Origin of the sequence: Bradyrhizobium sp. LB11.1 (assembly GCF_040549385.1) — a bacterium.
Taxonomy (GTDB): Bacteria; Pseudomonadota; Alphaproteobacteria; order Rhizobiales; family Xanthobacteraceae; genus Bradyrhizobium.
Genome location: NZ_JBEPTH010000002.1, coordinates 390,142 through 405,714, shown reverse-complemented (window position 1 = coordinate 405,714; position 15,573 = coordinate 390,142). Strand labels below are relative to the sequence as shown.

Below are 15,573 nucleotides of genomic sequence, written 5' to 3'. Positions count from 1 at the left end.
ATACCGGCCGTATTCCGTAGCCCGGATTGCGCTTCGCTCCATCCGGGCTACAGGCTGCTGAGCCGCGCCCTTATGCCGCCCGCATGTTGTTGAGGAACGCGTCGATCTCTCCGCGCAGCATGTCGGCCTCGCGGCGGAGTGCGTCCGAGGCGCCCAGCACTTCGTTGGCCGCGGCTCCCGCCTCGGCCGAAGCGGTGGAGACGCCGACGATGTTGCTGGAGACCTCGCTGGTGCCGCCGGCCGCATGCTGGATGTTGCGGGCGATCTCGCGGGTGGCTGCACCCTGTTCCTCGACCGCAGCCGCGATCGTGGTGGTGACGTTGTCGATCTCGCCGATGATCCGGCCAATGCCCTGGATGGCGCCGACGGCAGAGGTCGTGACCTGCTGCATGCTGGCAATCTGAGTTCGGATCTCTTCCGTTGCCTTCGCCGTCTGGCTGGCGAGGCTCTTCACCTCGGAGGCAACCACCGCAAAGCCGCGGCCGGCCTCGCCCGCGCGCGCTGCTTCGATGGTGGCGTTGAGCGCGAGCAGATTGGTTTGCGACGCAATCGTCTGGATCAGGTCGACCACGACGCTGATGCGGCTCGCACTATCGGCAAGGCTCTGCACCGTGGTGTCGGTGGCGCCGGCCTCGTCGACCGCCTTCTTGGCGATCGCGGCCGAGGTGACGACCTGCTTGCTGATCTCCTCGATCGAGGAGGACAGCTGCTCGGTGCCGGATGACACGGTCTGCACGTTGACCGAAGTCTCCTCGGCGGCGGAAGCGACTGCGTTCACCAGCGCATTGGACTGGTCAGCGGTGGTCGACATGCTCTGTGCGGTCGACTGCATCGAATTGGCCGATTGCGCGAGATTGTCGAGCGCGGTGCGCACCGTACCCTCGAACTCCGCGATCTTCGCTTCCATATGCGCGGCACGCTCCGCCTTGACGACACGATCCTTGTCCTGCTCGCTCGTGAGCGCCCGGGCTTCGATCATGCTGTCACGGAACACCGTCAGCGTTTCCTTCATCGCGCCGATCTCGTCGTTTTGCCGGGAGCGGACGATCTCGGTGTCGAGGTCGCCGGCCGAGAGAAGCTGCATGGCGCGCTGAAGCTCACGGATGCGGCGCAGGATGTTGCGGCCGACATAGAGCCAGACGAACAGCGCCGAGCCGATCAAGGTGAGCCCGCCCAGGGCCAGCATTGCGGTCGTGGCGAGCGAGATCTCCTGACGCGCCTGGAAGGTCGACGCGTTGGTCTCCTTCTGCACGCCGTCGACGAGCTGCTGCACGCTGATGCCGAGACCGACGTTGAGCTTGCGCGTTTCGTCCAGAATGGTCTGGCCGTAGTCGATGGAGTCGAGCTCCTTCTGGCGGATCTTGAACACGCCGGTCTTGCCCTCGCCGAAGGCGAACAGCTTCTGCACGGTGTCGCGCACGGCCTGCATCGAGGGAATGTTCGGGATATCCTCGAGGTTGGACTTGACGCGGTCGCGGGTCGTCTTGAATTCCTTCTCGATCGCCTCGAGCGTGTCGCTGCTGTTGGCGGATAGCGCCGCCATCATGTCGGCGGCCATCAGATTGCCATTGGCGGAGACGGTCGAGACCTGGGAGACGGTGCGGGCAGCTTCGGTCGCATCATCGGCCGACACTTCCGCGGCACCAAGGATTGCGTTGAGGCGGGTCTGCGCATCCAGCATGGCCGGGCCGGCGGCGCCGACGAAGGAGAGCTGGGCCTTGCGCAGCGCTTCATACTGCTTGTCGTGCAGCGCGCCGGTGTCGAGCCGTTCGCGGGCCGCCGAGACCAGGCTCTGCGTGGCCTCGTCGATGCTCTTGGCGGTGTCTCGGAGCGCGCTCGCAGTCTGCTGATCGGCGCCGAGCTCGATGATCTCGCCGAGCTTGGCCATCGCGAGCTGCTGGATGTCCTTCACGTTCTTGGTGCGCTCGTTCAGCGCATCATCTGTGGGTGAAGCGAGCAGGCCCGGTCCCTGCGCTGCGAGCGTCGCACTTTGCGAGGCGAGCTGAAGGCTGGCGGAGAGGCGCGGGATGTCGCGGCCGCTCAGGTCCATCATGGTCGAGCCGAGATGCTTGAACACGAAGCCGGCACCGCCTGCGATCACGAAGCCCATGCCGGCGATCACGGCGAAGGCCGCAATCAGGCTGCCGCGCAGGCCCCATTTCGGCATTTTGAAACGCGGCTTGAGACGGCCAAGGATACGGCCAACGCCCAGACGGATCGCCATCGAAATTCCCCCACACCCGTAATCTTATGTTTTCGCCGCGGAGTATCCCCTGAGCGGGTTAAAAAATCGCAAGTTGCACAATCGCTTGGCAAGTTCCGCAGAGCGAAAAAGAAAGGGCCGGCAAAACGATGCCGGCCCTTGATTGCGCTGTGATTTTTTCAGGCGCGATCAGTAGCGCGCGACGACCGGGCTGGCCCAGTTGAAGCGGTAGTTGACGCCCGCCTTGAAGGTGTGGTCGTCGGTGGTGAAGTTGCCGGTGCCGACCAGCGGACCTGCGGTGAAGTGCGAGTCGCCGAAATTGTAGTACTGGTACTCGGCCTTGGCCGACCAGTTCGGCGCGAACATGTATTCGAGGCCGGCGCCGACGGTGTAACCGTTGCGGTGATCGCCCGCGATGATGAAGCCGGTCGGCGTGCCGCCGATCGTCACCTTCTCGTTGTTGTCCGAATAGGCGTAGCCGCCCTTCACGTAGAGCAGGCCCGGGCCCCAGGTGTAGCCGACGCGACCGGTGATCGAGCCGAGGCCGCGCTGGTCGTTGGTATAAGCCACGCCGCCCGGAAACACCGCACCGACATTGCCGGAGAGCCAGGAATACTGGCCTTCCACGCCGACGACGAAATTCGGGTTGAACTGCCAGTCTGCACCGGCCTGCAGACCACCGAGGAAACGGCCGTTGCCGTTGTTGCCGGTGGAGAGGCCGTTGAAATTGTTGTCGCTCGAGAACGCGCCGCCGACATGCGCGCCGATATAGAAGCCGGTCCAGTTGTAGATCGGCGCGGCATAGGCCGGTGCCTTGTTGTAATAGGGACGGGCGCCGAGATCGGCACCGAGGGCCGGCGCAGCCGCGCTCAATGCGAGCAGCGCAACAGTCGTAAGCAGAATCTTCTTCATAGTCTCGAACTCCAACACTAAGGTCCCCGGCAGGCGCGCCGTCCGCGCCGCGTTGGTTTTGCAGATAGCTCGCTTTTGATGAAAATGCTGTCACATGCATGGCACAGCGGCGTCCAACCTAACTTATTGGGCTGCAAATGATTTTCGTGATTAATGGCGGCTTAAGAAGCGGTGAAGGAAGGCTTAATTCGAGAGCCGCCTGGTAACCTGCGCGACCCTACGCGTTAACCAAGACGCCGCCGCACCTCGTCGCGCATCTGCGCGCGGAAGGCGGCGCGCTTCGCGGGCCGGTCTTCCTCGCGCACGTCGTGGCGATCGAAGACGTCGAACTTCTCCAGGATCGGATAGCGCTCGCTCGCCATCGCAAGCACGCGCAGCACCTTGGTCGCGGCCAGCGTCGGCCCGCTCACCTCCCAGCGCCGGATCGTGTCAGCACCGCCGTTCTCCGGTAAGGCACACAGTTTTGCCATGTCGGCCGCGGTGAGCCTGCGCTCGATGGCGTCGGAGAGGTCGGCGCGGAGTTGCTTCAGTTCGGGGCCGGTCATGCTGCTCGCGTCCAGGGAAGTCACTGAAGGCAATGCACTAACGCTGATTCGGGTCGATCCGAAGGCGCCGAACATACGCGCCGCGCTCCGGCACCTTCGCCCGCACATGGAGTTACGAACGTGTGCCTATGGAAATCGTCCGTTCAATGGACACATAGCACGAGGGGCGCCTTGCAACGAAGGGATCAGCCATGACAAGCGTCAAACTCGTCATTGCCGCACTCATCACGACCGGACTGCTTGCCGCACCGTTTGCGGCTGAAGCGAAGAAGGTGCGGTCGAGCCGACATCACAGCGCGCCCGTGATGGCCCCGACCTATCGCGGCGCCGGGGTTCCGGTGGCGCAGCCGAGGACGTCTTACGGGTCGTCCGGACAGACGGTCGGCACGGTGACGGCGCCATCGATCGGTACCTATAATTGGCCGTCGGTCGGTGTGACCAATTCGGTCCCGACCTGGAGCAACACGACGAGGTAGAGGCGCGCCCGTGATCGTCAGCGTGTGCCGGTCGCGAGGCCGGAGAGCAGGTAAAGCGCGATCAGCAAGGTCGCGACCGACAGCATCGTCGTGACCGAGACCGTGGCAGCGACCAGCTTCTCCTCGACCTTATGTTCGTGCGCCAGCACATACACGGTCTTCGCTTTCGGCACGGCCGCGCAGATGACAGCGGCGATCGTGTAGAGCGGGTTGAGGCCCAGGACTGCACAGAGCCCGTAGACGATCAGCGGCATCACCACCAGCTTCACGGCCGCGAGCGCAAACGATGTTCCTAGGTTCGATCTCAGGCCTTCGACCGAGAGGCCGAGGCCGATGGCAAAGAGCGCGCAGGGCGTGAGCGCCGCGGCGATCATGTTCAGATAGGCCGCGACGGCTGCCGGAATCGGCAAGCCCGTGATCGCCCAGACGAGGCCAATGAGCGTCGACAGCACCATCGGATTGAGCAGTATCTGCTTCCCCAGCCGCGCCGATCGCGCAGACCCGCGTGCATCCCTTTCGAGCAGGATCACCGTGATCGGAAACATCACGGCGGCAACGAACACCGTCGCTATTGCGGCCGGCAAGACGGCGGGCTGGCCGTAGATCGCATGCAGGATCGGCAGCGCAACGAAGCCGGTATTGGTCATCGCCGCGGCCATGCCATGGATCGTGCTGCTGGCGAGATCATGCTTGCCACCCGCGCGGACCGCCAGGAACACCAGCGCAAAGCAGATCAGGGACCCGCCGCCGAATGCGAGCAGGAAGCGCCACTCCAGCAGATTGCGTGCCGGCTCCTGCGCGATCGTGACGATCAGCAGCGCCGGCATCGCGACGTTATAGGCGAAATGCACGAGGGCATCGGCAAGCGAACGGGAAAGATAGCCGAGGCCCCCGGCCAGCCATCCGGTGACGATGATCGCAAACACGGGAAGAACGAGGCTGGCGACCTCCATCCGACGTCCCCCTTTGCCAGGCAGCTACATGGCCCCACCCTAGCTTGGAGATGCGTCGTCGTCACGGTTCAACCGGATTGCGGTTCCGATCAGGGCCTTGCGACCTCAGGCACCCCGGCCATCGTGTTTGCCGATCACGCAGCGCCATGCCGCCAAACGCTCGGCGGGATGTTGGTTCATCCAATCTGCGAGTTGTGGCGCGCCCATCAGGCAGGATTGTACGGATACCTCGGCGAAGTCTGATGTGGTGACGATCTGCTCATGGCAATTGGCCGGAGAGGCGAGACTGCAGAGAACGGCAATGATCTTGATCACGCGAGGTTACTCCGGTCGCCGTGCCGCGTGCTGGCTGCGGTCTGTCCTTCGTTCGCCGGATCGTTCGGCGGGAAGATGCTGTCGTAGATCGCGCGTGCTTCCTCGATGAGACGAATGCGCTCGCGCTCGGATTTCGAAACAAACTGAATTACCTGGCCCATGTCGGCCTCCAACTAGATGGGAATGCATCATCAGATGATGGCAATCATTCCAATCTAAGGTGGGATGTCTGTTGCGACTTTGCCGCTGTGCAGACGCTCACGAATGATAAAAAGCCCGTGATGACTTCGTTCCCGAGATAGGAAAGGGATGCCGGCGCAGCGCGCGCCTCGCGATGCCGATGGGCGAGTGCATCTCTCTTCGGTTGGAGACGCTCGTCGCGGTTTCGTGATGGACTGTCAGAGCCTGCCGCATGACCGTGTTGCGGCACGTTTTCGTTTGCTTGGAGTTGTATAGCTGCTCAGTGCGCGAGCGGTTGGATTTGGCGAGCGACCGACGCGACTGAGGAACCGCGCCCGAAGGGATCACTCATGACAAGATTAACGCGCTACACTGCTGCACTTATCGTTCTCGGATTGGCGACATCGCCATTCGCCGCCAGCGCTCAAACGTCTGGGGTAGGCACACCAGGCAATACGAACGGACGCTCTGGAGCACCGGCACAGCAGGGCACCTATGGAAGCTCCGGACACACGGTCGGGACGGTCACCGCGCCATCGGTCGGAACGTCCAACCAACCCTCCGTCGGTGTAACCAATTCAGTCCCCACCTGGAACAACACCAATCCTCCGGCCAAGTAGCGATTGCTACGCCCACTCTTACGGCACGCTCGGTTCCGGCGTGCCAGCGGTCGTCGCCGCAAGCTCCGTCATTGCGAGCGCAGCAGATTGCTCTCGATCACGATCGAGAACGAGAGTGGGGCAGCACGAGCGATCAGTCATCTTTCAGCCCAATCCCGCGCGCCGAAATCCTTCCAGATAGTGCTCGCGATCCGCATCGTTCGCCCATGGCAGCTGCGTTGCGATCCAGTCCAGTGAGATCTTGGGCTGGGTGCGGCGGAGCTCCCCCAGCGCCATATCCGCCAGCGCGCCGTCGCCGGTCATGCCGGCGGACACCGCGAGCACGCGATAGGCCCCGGTGAGATCGCCGCGGTGGCGGATCGCCTCGCGTGCCAGCGCGATCGCCTCATCATATTGCCGCTCGGTGAAGCGTGCATAGCCGGCGATGCCGTAATAGATCGCCAGCGACGGATCGCGCGGCGACAGCCTGATCGCCTTTTGCGCCGCCTCGAATGAATCGCCGGGGCGCCCGGCATAGGACAGCGCCAGCGCGTAATAGCCCTGCGCCAGCGAGAAGTTCGGATTGAGCGCGAGCGCCTGCTCGAACTCGGAGAGCGCGTCCGCAAGCCGGCTGGTCGAGAAGCAGACGCTGCCGAGCGCGGCATGGGCCCAGGCATTCTCATGGTCGCAGCGCATCGCGGCGAGCGCGGCGTTCTCCGCGATCGGCGCCGTCGTGGCGAGCTCCGCCCAGCCCAGATGCACGCCGAACATGTGGCTCGCCGCCAGCACCGCCAGCGCCTGGCCGTAATCCGGATCGATCGCGATCGCGCGCTCGAGCAGCTTCTGCGCCGCGGCGTGGTCCTGCGGCGTGATCCGCCAGTAATGCGACAGCGCCTGCATCAGCAGGTCCCAGGCATCCAGGCTCGATGGTGGCTTGCGATGCGTACGAAAATTCTCCGCGGCGTGGATCTGCGGCTCGATCGCCGCGACGATCCGCTCGGTGATCTCGTCCTGCACGGCGAAGACGTCGACCAGGTCGCGGTCGTAGCGCTCGGCCCAGAGATGGCCGCCGGTGGTGGCGTCGTTGAGCTGCGCGGTGATGCGCACGCGGTTGTCCACCTTGCGCACGCTGCCCTCGACGATGTAGCGGACGCCGAGCTCTTCCGCGATCTGCTTGAGATGGACCGCACGCCCCTTGTAGGTGAAGGACGAGTTGCGGGCGATCACGATGAACCAGCGCTGCTTCGACAGCGCGGTGAGAATATCCTCGCTGATGCCGTCGCCGAAATATTCCTGGGCGGGATCGCCGCTCATGTTTTCGAAGGCGAGAACGGCGATGCCGGGGCGATCGGTCGCGGCGCGTGAGGACCCCGGCGCGACCTCGGCCGGAACAGATTTGGCTGACACTTCATCCCGGACGTCGCCGACGAAACGGAAACCCTTGCGTGGAATCGTCTTGATCAGCCGCTGTGTCGCGCCGTCGTCGCCGAGCGCCTTGCGCGCGGCATTGATCCGGCTGTTCAGCGCGGAATCCGAGACGATGCGGTCGCTCCAGATATGGCTGATCAAATCGTCCTTGCTGACGACGCGGGCGCGCTCCGCGACGAGGTAGAGCAGCAGATCGAACACCTGCGGCTGCATCGGCACGGTCGTCCCGGCGCAGGTCAGTTCGCGCAGGTCGCCGTCGAGCACGTTGTTTTCAAAGAGAAATCGCACGTTTCTGTCGTCTCAAGCAAAAATCAAAGTCGTCTCAGGCGAAAATCAACCGTCCGCGAAAGTCTTCCGGCCTCCGATCCTGCATGGTGCTGAGACCAAACAGTGCCAATGCCTCGGCACAACGGAGCTTTCTATGACCCAACTCGATCATCAGGTTCATTCCATTGGCCCGGAGATTACGGGCTCACGCATTTTCAAGTTCATCGCCTTTCTTTACGGAATTGCGGCGTATCTCGTGTTTTTCGTTACGATTGTCTACGCCATCGGCTTTGTGATGGGGCTGGTGGTGCCGAAGACCATCGACACCGGAACCGACACGCCGACCGCCGAAGCCGTGATCATCAATCTGCTGCTGATGACGCTGTTCGCCGTTCAACACAGCGTGATGGCGCGCCAGCGCTTCAAGGTGTGGTGGACGCAACTCGTCCCCAAGCCGGTCGAACGCTCGACCTACGTGCTGTTCGCGAGCCTGTCATTGCTCCTCCTGTTCTGGCAGTGGCGTCCATTGCCGTCGGTCGTATGGGACGTCGCCAATCCGGATCTTGCCGTGACGCTGGTCACGCTGTCGTTGGCGGGCTGGGTCCTCGTGTTCACCTCGACCTTCATCATCAACCATTTTGAACTGTTCGGATTGCATCAGGTGACCAACCATCTCGTCGGCAAGGAGGCCGCGCCGCCGCGGTTCAAGACGCCGCTGCTCTACAAATTCGTCCGTCATCCGATCTATCTCGGCTTCATCATCGCCTTCTGGGCGGCCCCGACCATGACCGCAGGCCATCTGCTGTTCGCGGCCGTGACCACGGCCTATATCTTCGTCGGCATCGCGCTGGAGGAGCACGATCTCGTCGATCTTTTCGGCGACGAATACCGGCAGTACAAACAACGGGTGTCGATGCTTATTCCCTGGCGCCGGTCAGTCTAGCCGCCGCGCGCTCCGTCGCGCGTCCGCCAATCGGAGGACGCGCGACGGGTCTTCATTTGCGACCCAAGGATTTCAATCCCAATTTCCATCTCAGGAGACAACCAAGATGAAACATGTTGGACACTGCTTTTGCGGCGCCGTCACGATCGAGGTCACGGGCGAACCAGCCGCGATGGGCTATTGCCATTGCCGTTCCTGCCGCTCGTGGTCGGGCGGACCGGTGAACGCCTTCAGCCTGTGGAAGCCGGAGGCGGTGCGCGTCACCGAAGGCGCCCAGAACGTCGAGACCTTCGTCAAGACGCCGCTCAGCCAGCGCAAATATTGCAAGAAGTGCGGCGGTCATCTCATGACCAATCACCCGCCGCTCGATTTGATCGACGTCTTCACCGCGACCATCCCGACGCTCGCCTTCACGCCCGGCGTCCACGTCAACTATTCCGAGACGGTGCTGCCGATGCGCGACGGCCTGCCCAAGCTGAAGGACTTTCCCGCCGAGTTCGGCGGCAGCGGCGAGATGATGCAGGAATAGCTTGACGAGGTTCTCCCTCTCTCCGCAAGCGGGGATGGGGAGAGTTCGCTACCTCATCCCCGCGCGCCGAAATCCTTCGAGATAATGCGCGCGGTCCTCTTCCCGCAGCATCGGCAGCTCCCGCCTGATCCATGCGAGCGAGATGCCGGGCTGGGTGCGGCGCAATCCTTCCAGCGCGGAAGCGGCAAGTGCGGGATCACCTGACATGCCGGCGGCCGCCGTCAGCACGCGATGCGCGCCGACGAAATCGGCCCGTTGCCGCATCGATTCCCGCGCCAGCTGCATGGCGTCCTCGTAATTGTGCCCGATGAACTGGGCGTAGCCGGCAACGCCGCAATAGATCGCGGCGAGCGGATCGCGCGGGCTGAGCTTAAGCGCGCGGTGTGCAGCGGCATCGCCGTCCTGCCACCGCCCGGCGTAGCACAGCGTCACGCCGTAGAAGGCGTGCGCCATCGCGAAGTTCGGATTGAGGGTCAGCGCCAGTTCGAATTCCGCCAGCGCGTCGTCGAAGCGACGGCGGAAAACATAAGTATAGGCGAGGCCGTGATGGGCCCAGGCATCGTCGCGATCGGCTTCCACCGCGGCAAGTGCGGCTGCTTCCGCGACAGGGACAGTCGCGGCCATATCGGCCCAGCCCATATGCGCACCAAAAATGTGGCTGGTGGCGAGCAGGCCCAGCGCCTTGCCATAGGCGGGGTCGATGGCGATCGCCTGCTCCAGCAGCGCCTGCGCCGACGCATTGTCCTCGCGCGTGATGCGCCAGTAATGCGACAGCGCGCGCATCAGGAAGTCCCAGGCGTCGAGACTGCCGGGCGGCTTCTGCTGGGCGCGAAAACTCTCGGCGGCATAGAGCTGCGGCTCGATCGCGGCGACGATGGCGTCGGTGATCTCGTCCTGCACGGCAAAGATGTCGGCGAGATCGCGATCGTAACGCTCGGCCCAGAGATGGCCGCCGGTCGAAACGTCGTTGAGCTGGGCGGAGATGCGCACGCGATCGCCGCTGCGCCGTACGCTGCCTTCGAGCACATAGCGCACGCCAAGCTCGCGCGCGATCTCGTTCAGATGCACGGCACGACCTTTGTAGACAAAGGAGGAGTTGCGCGCGATGACGAAGAACCAGCGCAGTTTCGACAGCGCGGTGATGATGTCTTCGCTGATGCCGTCGGAGAAATAGTCCTGCTCGCGGTCGCCGCTCATATTGGTGAAGGGCAGTACGGCGATCGCGGGTCGATCGGGCAGCGCAAGCGCGGCCTGCGACGCTGTGACGCTGCGGCGGGGCTCGAGGGCCGCCGTCGCTGATTTGGTCTCGACATCCCCGACGAAGCGAAAGCCTTTTCGCGCGATGGTGCGGATCAAGGCCTGGTTCGCGCCGCTGTCGCCGATCGCCTTGCGCGCGGCATTGATCCGGCTGGTCAATGTCGATTCGGAGACGCTGCGGCCGTGCCAGATCTTGTCGATCAACTCATCCTTGCTGACCACCCGGTCGCGGTTTTCCATGAGATGGACGACGAGATCGAAAACCTGAGGTTCCACGGAAATGGGAACCTGCTCGCGGCTTAGTTCGCGCAAGTCGGTATCGAGAAGGTGGTCCTGGAACAGAAACCGCACGTCGAAAACTCAGACCTCACAGCGACTTCAGGCAATGATGAAATCAAAATCGATTTCGACTTGAAGTCTGTGAGTCAGACCAAAGCTCAGCCAGGTTCACTGCAATCGCCGGATGGCTGCCATGCCAATTGTGCGGAGGAATGCAACCAGAGTTTGAATGTGACGGCTTTGGTCAGATTGTCGCGGCACCCGGGCGATATTCGGATGCCGCGGCTGAGCATCACGGGCAGGGATGGCGCCGGCCGTCGTTGCCGCGGTACATGCCGGTGTTCGGATTGTAGGATTTGTAGCGCTGCATACAATATTGGATGTCGCCCTCCGGCGGCGTCCCATAGCCTGCGGGCGGCGGCGGATAGCTCGGCCCGTAATAATAAGGTGAGCCGTAATAATAGGGCGCAGCGACCGCGCCGCCGATGATTGCACCGGCTGCCAGCCCGCCGACGAACGCGCCACCGCCCCAGCCAAAGCCGCGATGTCCGTACCAACGCACCTGTTCGATCTGGCCGGGCGCCGATTGCGCCATCGCGAGCGGCTGGCCGATCGGCGCCGCCGATGCCGCGGTCCATGACGCTATCGACAGTGCTGCCAGCAGACAAGCTCCAGCAACGAAGCGAAACGATTTCAACATTGAGGTCTCCTCGTCATGCGGCGGCTCTCGCGCCGCGTGACAAGTGATAATGCAGTCGGAGCAGCGCGCTGAATTAAAGTTTGGACAGGATGGTGGCCGCCGTCATTGCGAGCGGCTTGTCCGCCACAGCTCGAAGAGCGACGGCGGAAGCGAAGCAATCCAGAGTCCTTCCGCGGAGAGAATCTGGATTGCTTCGTCGCTGCGCTCCTCGCAATGACGGCGTTGAGAGAGCGTACGACGTCTCCCGGATCACGTGGGCTGTGCGTTGAACAGTGAATGTTGATTGCTCGGCTCAATATCCCGCGTAAGCTACCCCACACATAACAACAGCCGCAAAGAAACGCCCATGCCCGCCTTTCCCGCCTCTACCACCGTGCTCGATTCCATGCTGTTTCGCGATGCCTTCGGTACGCCTGCGATGCGCGCGGTGTTTTCCGACGTCGCGCTGGTCGCGCGCTATGCCGAGGTCGAAGTGGCGCTGGCGAAGGCGGAGGCGAGATGCGGTGTGATCCCGCAAGAGGCCGCCGATGAGATCGCGGCGCGGACCGATGTCGCCGCATTCGATTTCGAGCTGCTGCGGCAGGAGACCGACATCGTCGGCTATCCGATCCTGCCGCTGGTGCACCAGATGGTGAAGCAATGCGGCGACGCCGGCCGCTACGTGCATTGGGGCGCGACCACGCAGGACATCATGGATACCGCCGTGGTGCTGCAACTGCGGGCCGGGTTCGAGATCATCGAACGCGATATCGCCGGGCTGCGAAAAATCCTCGCTGACCTCTCGCGGCGTCATCGCGACACGCCGATGGCCGGACGGACCCATCTCCAGCAGGCGCTGCCGGTGACGTTCGGCTACAAGACCGCGATCTGGCTCGCGATGTTCGATCGCCACGCCGAGCGTCTCGCGCAATTGAGGCCGCGCGTCCTGGTCGGGCAATTCGCCGGCGCGGCCGGCACGCTGGCCTCGCTCGGCGACAAGGGGTTCGAGGTGCAGGAGGCTCTCTGCGCCGAGCTGAAGCTCGGCGTTCCCGCCTCGACCTGGCACGTCGCGCGCGACGGCTTTGCCGAGGCTGTCAATTTTCTCGCGCTCGTCACCGGCTCGCTCGGCAAGATCGCGCTCGACATCATGATCATGGCCTCGACCGAATTCGCGGAGGTCTACGAGCCCTTCGTCAAGGGGCGCGGTGCGTCTTCGACCATGCCGCAGAAGCGCAATCCGATCTCTTCGGAACTGATGCTCGCCGCGTCCAAGGCAGTGCGACAGCAGGCAGGCCTGATGCTCGATGCCATGGTGCAGGATTTCGAGCGTGCTACCGGTCCGTGGCACGCCGAATGGATGGCGATCCCCGAAAGTTTCGTGCTGACCGCAGGCGCACTGCACCAGGCGAAATTCGCGCTCGCGGGCCTCATCGTGGACGAGGCCAAGATGAACGACAACCTCGCCCTTAGTCGCGGTCTGATTGTGGCCGAAGCGGTCATGATGGGGCTCGCGCCGCAGGTTGGCCGGCAGGATGCGCACGACATGGTCTACGACGCCTGCCGGCTCGCCAACGAGAAGGGCATCAGCCTCGCCGACGCGCTGTCGGCCGATCCGCGCGTGTCCGCCCGAATCGATCGTGCAACCATCGAGGCCCTCACCTCACCGAAAAATTACCTCGGTCTTGCGCCGGCCATGGTCGATCGGGTGCTGAAATCGGCAACGCGCTGAAAACCAAACTACGCGAAACTACGTATCTTTCGCAGGCAGCAAGACGCTCGTACACTTGTGTCCTGCGATGCTAGACTTAGATTGAACGAAAGATTCCGACAGAGGACCCGGCATGACCGATCAACGCAATTCCGCCACTCCCATCGATCCCGTGAAACTCGACCGCTTGGCCGAGGTGGCGGTGAAGGTGGGATTGGGCTTGCGGCCGGGACAGGACCTTTTGCTGACGGCGCCCGCGATCGCGCTGCCGCTGGTGCGCCGGATCGCTGCGCACGCCTACAAGGCCGGTGCCGGCATCGTCACGCCGATCCTCTCCGACGAGGAGATGACGCTGGCGCGTTATCGCCACGGCCACGATAACAGTTTCGATCGCGCCGCCAACTGGCTCTACGAGGGCATGGCGCAGGCGTTCTCGAACAACACCGCGCGTCTCGCGATCGTTGGCGACAATCCGATGCTGCTGTCGGGCGAAGATGCGTCCAAGGTCGCGCGCGCCAGCAAGGCCAATTCCATCGCCTATCAACCTGCGTTGGAAAAGATCGTCAATTTCGACACCAACTGGAACATCATCGCCTATCCGAGCCCGTCCTGGGCGAAGCAGGTCTTCCCGAACGATTCCGAAGAGGTCGCGGTCGGCAAGCTCGCGGACGCGATCTTCGCAGCGTCGCGCGTCGATCGCGAGGACGCGCCGGCCAATTGGGCAAGCCACAATGCCGTGCTGCGCGAGCGCACCAACTGGCTCAACGGCCAGCGTTTCCGCGCACTGCAATATTCGGGGCCCGGCACCGACCTCACCATCGGACTTGCCGACGGCCATGAATGGGAAGGCGGCGCCTCGTTTGCCAAGAACGGAATCAGCTGCAACGCCAACATCCCGACCGAAGAGGTCTTCACTACGCCGCATTGCCGGCGGGTCTACGGTCATGTCGTGAGCTCGAAGCCGCTGTCGTACCAGGGCACGCTGATCGAAAACATCGCGGTGCGCTTCGAGGACGGCAGGATCGTCGATGCCAAGGCCTCGCGCGGTGCGGAAGTGCTGAACAAGGTGCTCGACACCGATGAGGGTTCGCGCAGGCTCGGCGAGGTGGCGCTTGTGCCGCATTCTTCACCGATCTCGCAGAGCGGGCTCTTGTTCTACAACACGCTGTTCGACGAGAACGCGGCGTCCCACATCGCGCTCGGCCAATGCTACTCGAAGTGCTTCATCAACGGCGCGCAGCTCACCCCACAGCAGATCGCCGCGCAAGGCGGCAACCAGAGCCTGATCCATATCGACTGGATGATCGGCTCGGCCGAGACCGACATCGACGGCATTCTGGCCGACGGCAGCAAGGTGCCGGTGTTCCGCAAGGGCGAGTGGGCGAAGTAGCGCCGGATCGCGCCCGGGTACTCTTCACCTCTCCCCGCTGGGGAGAGGTGAACTACTGCACGAGGGCTCCTCGTCCGGCGCGAACGAGACATCGAGGCTGCCGAGTCAGGCGACGACCTCGTCTTGGGCTGTCAGAACCTCCGGGGTCAGGGGCATCGATGGGGCTCCTTCTCAGTCGTTTCGCGCACTTTGTCGCACCCTGGAAAAGATGGGTTCATGTGCGCGAATTTGCAGGGAAATCTCGACGTTAACCGCTTCGCATCTGCAACTTGCGGCTGATTGTCGGGGCCTGCGTAAGAAAGAATTAAAAACCGGCTACTAGCGTTCCCGACATCATTCGAAACAAACCGGGATTAAGCCCGGTTAATCATATTTTACTCTTGGGGAAGCAGATGTCGCGGGCATTGATTGAAGTCGGTAGTTGCAATGTGGATCTGGAGCTGCGGCCGATCGAGCCGGCATGGGTCATCGAGGGCAATCCGGTCTCGCGTTCGCACATTCTCTCGACCAGCTCGGATGGCACCTCGTCGACCATCATCTGGTCCTGCACCGAAGGCCGCTTCAACTGGTACTATGATTTCGACGAGACGATCATGATTCTGGAAGGATCGATCGTGCTCGAAAGCGATGGCATGCCGCCGAAGCGCTACGGTGTCGGCGACGTCATCTTCTTCCGCGACGGCGCGCATGCCAAATGGCATGTCGAGGGCCACGTCAAGAAGATCGCCTTCTGCCGCAAGACCAATCCGGCCGTCATCGGCTTCATGGTCCGCGTCGTCAACAAGCTGAAGCGGATGTTCCTCTCGCCCGGCGAACGCCGTCCCGCGACCCTCATGGGTGCCGGCTAAATCCTTATTACGGACGCTTCCCAGCGGCCACGACGGAAGAGGGGGCGGGACCAACATCCCGC

The 15,573-nt window shown here is 63.1% G+C and carries 16 protein-coding genes; 7 read left to right on the top strand and 9 right to left on the bottom strand.

Annotated features, from left to right (window positions below):
- Positions 1-70 precede the first annotated feature (70 nt).
- The 3 genes from ABIA96_RS05815 to ABIA96_RS05805 form a co-directional block, all read right to left on the bottom strand.
- Positions 71-2,224, bottom strand: a complete 2,154-nt coding sequence (locus ABIA96_RS05815) for a methyl-accepting chemotaxis protein (RefSeq protein ID WP_354136062.1) — start codon at positions 2,222-2,224, stop codon at positions 71-73.
- Between the two features lie 168 nt (positions 2,225-2,392).
- The gene (locus ABIA96_RS05810) at positions 2,393-3,115 is read right to left on the bottom strand and encodes an outer membrane protein (protein ID WP_354136061.1); all 723 of its coding nucleotides are present in this window, start codon (positions 3,113-3,115) and stop codon (positions 2,393-2,395) included.
- Positions 3,116-3,339: 224 nt separating this feature from the next.
- Positions 3,340-3,660, bottom strand: a complete 321-nt coding sequence (locus ABIA96_RS05805; protein ID WP_354136060.1) for a hypothetical protein — start codon at positions 3,658-3,660, stop codon at positions 3,340-3,342.
- A 191-nt stretch (positions 3,661-3,851) separates the two neighbouring features.
- Between ABIA96_RS05805 and ABIA96_RS05800 the strand changes: the two genes are divergently transcribed.
- The gene (locus ABIA96_RS05800) at positions 3,852-4,136 is read left to right on the top strand and encodes a hypothetical protein (RefSeq protein ID WP_354136059.1); all 285 of its coding nucleotides are present in this window, start codon (positions 3,852-3,854) and stop codon (positions 4,134-4,136) included.
- A gap of 17 nt (positions 4,137-4,153) precedes the next feature.
- Here ABIA96_RS05800 and ABIA96_RS05795 read toward each other — a convergent pair whose 3' ends face one another.
- The 3 genes from ABIA96_RS05795 to ABIA96_RS05785 form a co-directional block, all read right to left on the bottom strand.
- Positions 4,154-5,089: an AEC family transporter gene (locus tag ABIA96_RS05795; RefSeq protein ID WP_354136058.1), complete on the bottom strand. Its 936-nt coding sequence runs from the start codon at positions 5,087-5,089 to the stop codon at positions 4,154-4,156.
- A 105-nt stretch (positions 5,090-5,194) separates the two neighbouring features.
- Positions 5,195-5,404, bottom strand: coding sequence for a hypothetical protein (locus ABIA96_RS05790; protein WP_354136057.1), 210 nt, complete (start codon positions 5,402-5,404; stop codon positions 5,195-5,197).
- Entirely contained in the window at positions 5,401-5,565 is a 165-nt protein-coding gene (locus ABIA96_RS05785) for a hypothetical protein (RefSeq protein ID WP_354136056.1), read from the bottom strand. The genes ABIA96_RS05790 and ABIA96_RS05785 overlap by 4 nt, the downstream gene beginning before the upstream one ends.
- Before the next feature lie 369 nt (positions 5,566-5,934).
- Here ABIA96_RS05785 and ABIA96_RS05780 point away from each other — a divergent pair, with 369 nt between their 5' ends.
- Positions 5,935-6,204, top strand: a complete 270-nt coding sequence (locus tag ABIA96_RS05780; RefSeq protein WP_354136055.1) for a hypothetical protein — start codon at positions 5,935-5,937, stop codon at positions 6,202-6,204.
- A 144-nt stretch (positions 6,205-6,348) separates the two neighbouring features.
- On the opposite strand, the gene ABIA96_RS05775 is transcribed toward ABIA96_RS05780, so the two are convergent.
- Positions 6,349-7,899: a winged helix-turn-helix domain-containing protein gene (locus tag ABIA96_RS05775; protein WP_354136054.1), complete on the bottom strand. Its 1,551-nt coding sequence runs from the start codon at positions 7,897-7,899 to the stop codon at positions 6,349-6,351.
- A 133-nt stretch (positions 7,900-8,032) separates the two neighbouring features.
- On the opposite strand from ABIA96_RS05775, the gene mddA reads away from it, so the two are divergent.
- Positions 8,033-8,821, top strand: a complete 789-nt coding sequence (gene mddA, locus ABIA96_RS05770) for a methanethiol S-methyltransferase (protein ID WP_354136053.1) — start codon at positions 8,033-8,035, stop codon at positions 8,819-8,821.
- A gap of 106 nt (positions 8,822-8,927) precedes the next feature.
- Complete coding sequence (locus ABIA96_RS05765) at positions 8,928-9,350, top strand: GFA family protein (protein ID WP_354136052.1); 423 nt, start codon at positions 8,928-8,930, stop codon at positions 9,348-9,350.
- 48 nt (positions 9,351-9,398) lie between these two features.
- On the opposite strand, the gene ABIA96_RS05760 is transcribed toward ABIA96_RS05765, so the two are convergent.
- A complete protein-coding gene (locus tag ABIA96_RS05760; protein ID WP_354136051.1) occupies positions 9,399-10,958 on the bottom strand; it encodes a winged helix-turn-helix domain-containing protein in 1,560 nt (519 codons plus the stop codon).
- Positions 10,959-11,178: 220 nt separating this feature from the next.
- Positions 11,179-11,586, bottom strand: coding sequence for a BA14K family protein (locus ABIA96_RS05755; RefSeq protein WP_354136050.1), 408 nt, complete (start codon positions 11,584-11,586; stop codon positions 11,179-11,181).
- Positions 11,587-11,932: 346 nt separating this feature from the next.
- Here ABIA96_RS05755 and pcaB point away from each other — a divergent pair, with 346 nt between their 5' ends.
- From pcaB to ABIA96_RS05740, 3 genes are all read left to right on the top strand, one after another.
- On the top strand, positions 11,933-13,294 hold the full coding sequence (gene pcaB / locus ABIA96_RS05750) for a 3-carboxy-cis,cis-muconate cycloisomerase (RefSeq protein WP_354136049.1): 1,362 nt from the start codon (positions 11,933-11,935) through the stop codon (positions 13,292-13,294).
- A 112-nt stretch (positions 13,295-13,406) separates the two neighbouring features.
- A complete protein-coding gene (locus ABIA96_RS05745; RefSeq protein WP_354136048.1) occupies positions 13,407-14,663 on the top strand; it encodes an aminopeptidase in 1,257 nt (418 codons plus the stop codon).
- A gap of 392 nt (positions 14,664-15,055) precedes the next feature.
- Positions 15,056-15,511, top strand: a complete 456-nt coding sequence (locus tag ABIA96_RS05740; protein WP_354136047.1) for a cupin domain-containing protein — start codon at positions 15,056-15,058, stop codon at positions 15,509-15,511.
- Positions 15,512-15,573 lie beyond the last annotated feature (62 nt).

Excerpts from the sequence above, each read along its gene's own strand:
- ABIA96_RS05815 (WP_354136062.1), bottom strand. The coding sequence starts at position 2,224 with ATGGCGATCCGTCTGGGCGTTGGCCGTATCCTTGGCCGTCTCAAGCCG.
- ABIA96_RS05810 (WP_354136061.1), bottom strand. The coding sequence starts at position 3,115 with ATGAAGAAGATTCTGCTTACGACTGTTGCGCTGCTCGCATTGAGCGCG.
- ABIA96_RS05805 (WP_354136060.1), bottom strand. The coding sequence starts at position 3,660 with ATGACCGGCCCCGAACTGAAGCAACTCCGCGCCGACCTCTCCGACGCC.
- ABIA96_RS05800 (WP_354136059.1), top strand. The coding sequence starts at position 3,852 with ATGACAAGCGTCAAACTCGTCATTGCCGCACTCATCACGACCGGACTG.
- ABIA96_RS05795 (WP_354136058.1), bottom strand. The coding sequence starts at position 5,089 with ATGGAGGTCGCCAGCCTCGTTCTTCCCGTGTTTGCGATCATCGTCACC.
- ABIA96_RS05785 (WP_354136056.1), bottom strand. The coding sequence starts at position 5,565 with ATGGGCCAGGTAATTCAGTTTGTTTCGAAATCCGAGCGCGAGCGCATT.
- ABIA96_RS05780 (WP_354136055.1), top strand. The coding sequence starts at position 5,935 with ATGACAAGATTAACGCGCTACACTGCTGCACTTATCGTTCTCGGATTG.
- mddA (WP_354136053.1), top strand. The coding sequence starts at position 8,033 with ATGACCCAACTCGATCATCAGGTTCATTCCATTGGCCCGGAGATTACG.
- ABIA96_RS05765 (WP_354136052.1), top strand. The coding sequence starts at position 8,928 with ATGAAACATGTTGGACACTGCTTTTGCGGCGCCGTCACGATCGAGGTC.
- ABIA96_RS05755 (WP_354136050.1), bottom strand. The coding sequence starts at position 11,586 with ATGTTGAAATCGTTTCGCTTCGTTGCTGGAGCTTGTCTGCTGGCAGCA.
- pcaB (WP_354136049.1), top strand. The coding sequence starts at position 11,933 with ATGCCCGCCTTTCCCGCCTCTACCACCGTGCTCGATTCCATGCTGTTT.
- ABIA96_RS05745 (WP_354136048.1), top strand. The coding sequence starts at position 13,407 with ATGACCGATCAACGCAATTCCGCCACTCCCATCGATCCCGTGAAACTC.
- ABIA96_RS05740 (WP_354136047.1), top strand. The coding sequence starts at position 15,056 with ATGTCGCGGGCATTGATTGAAGTCGGTAGTTGCAATGTGGATCTGGAG.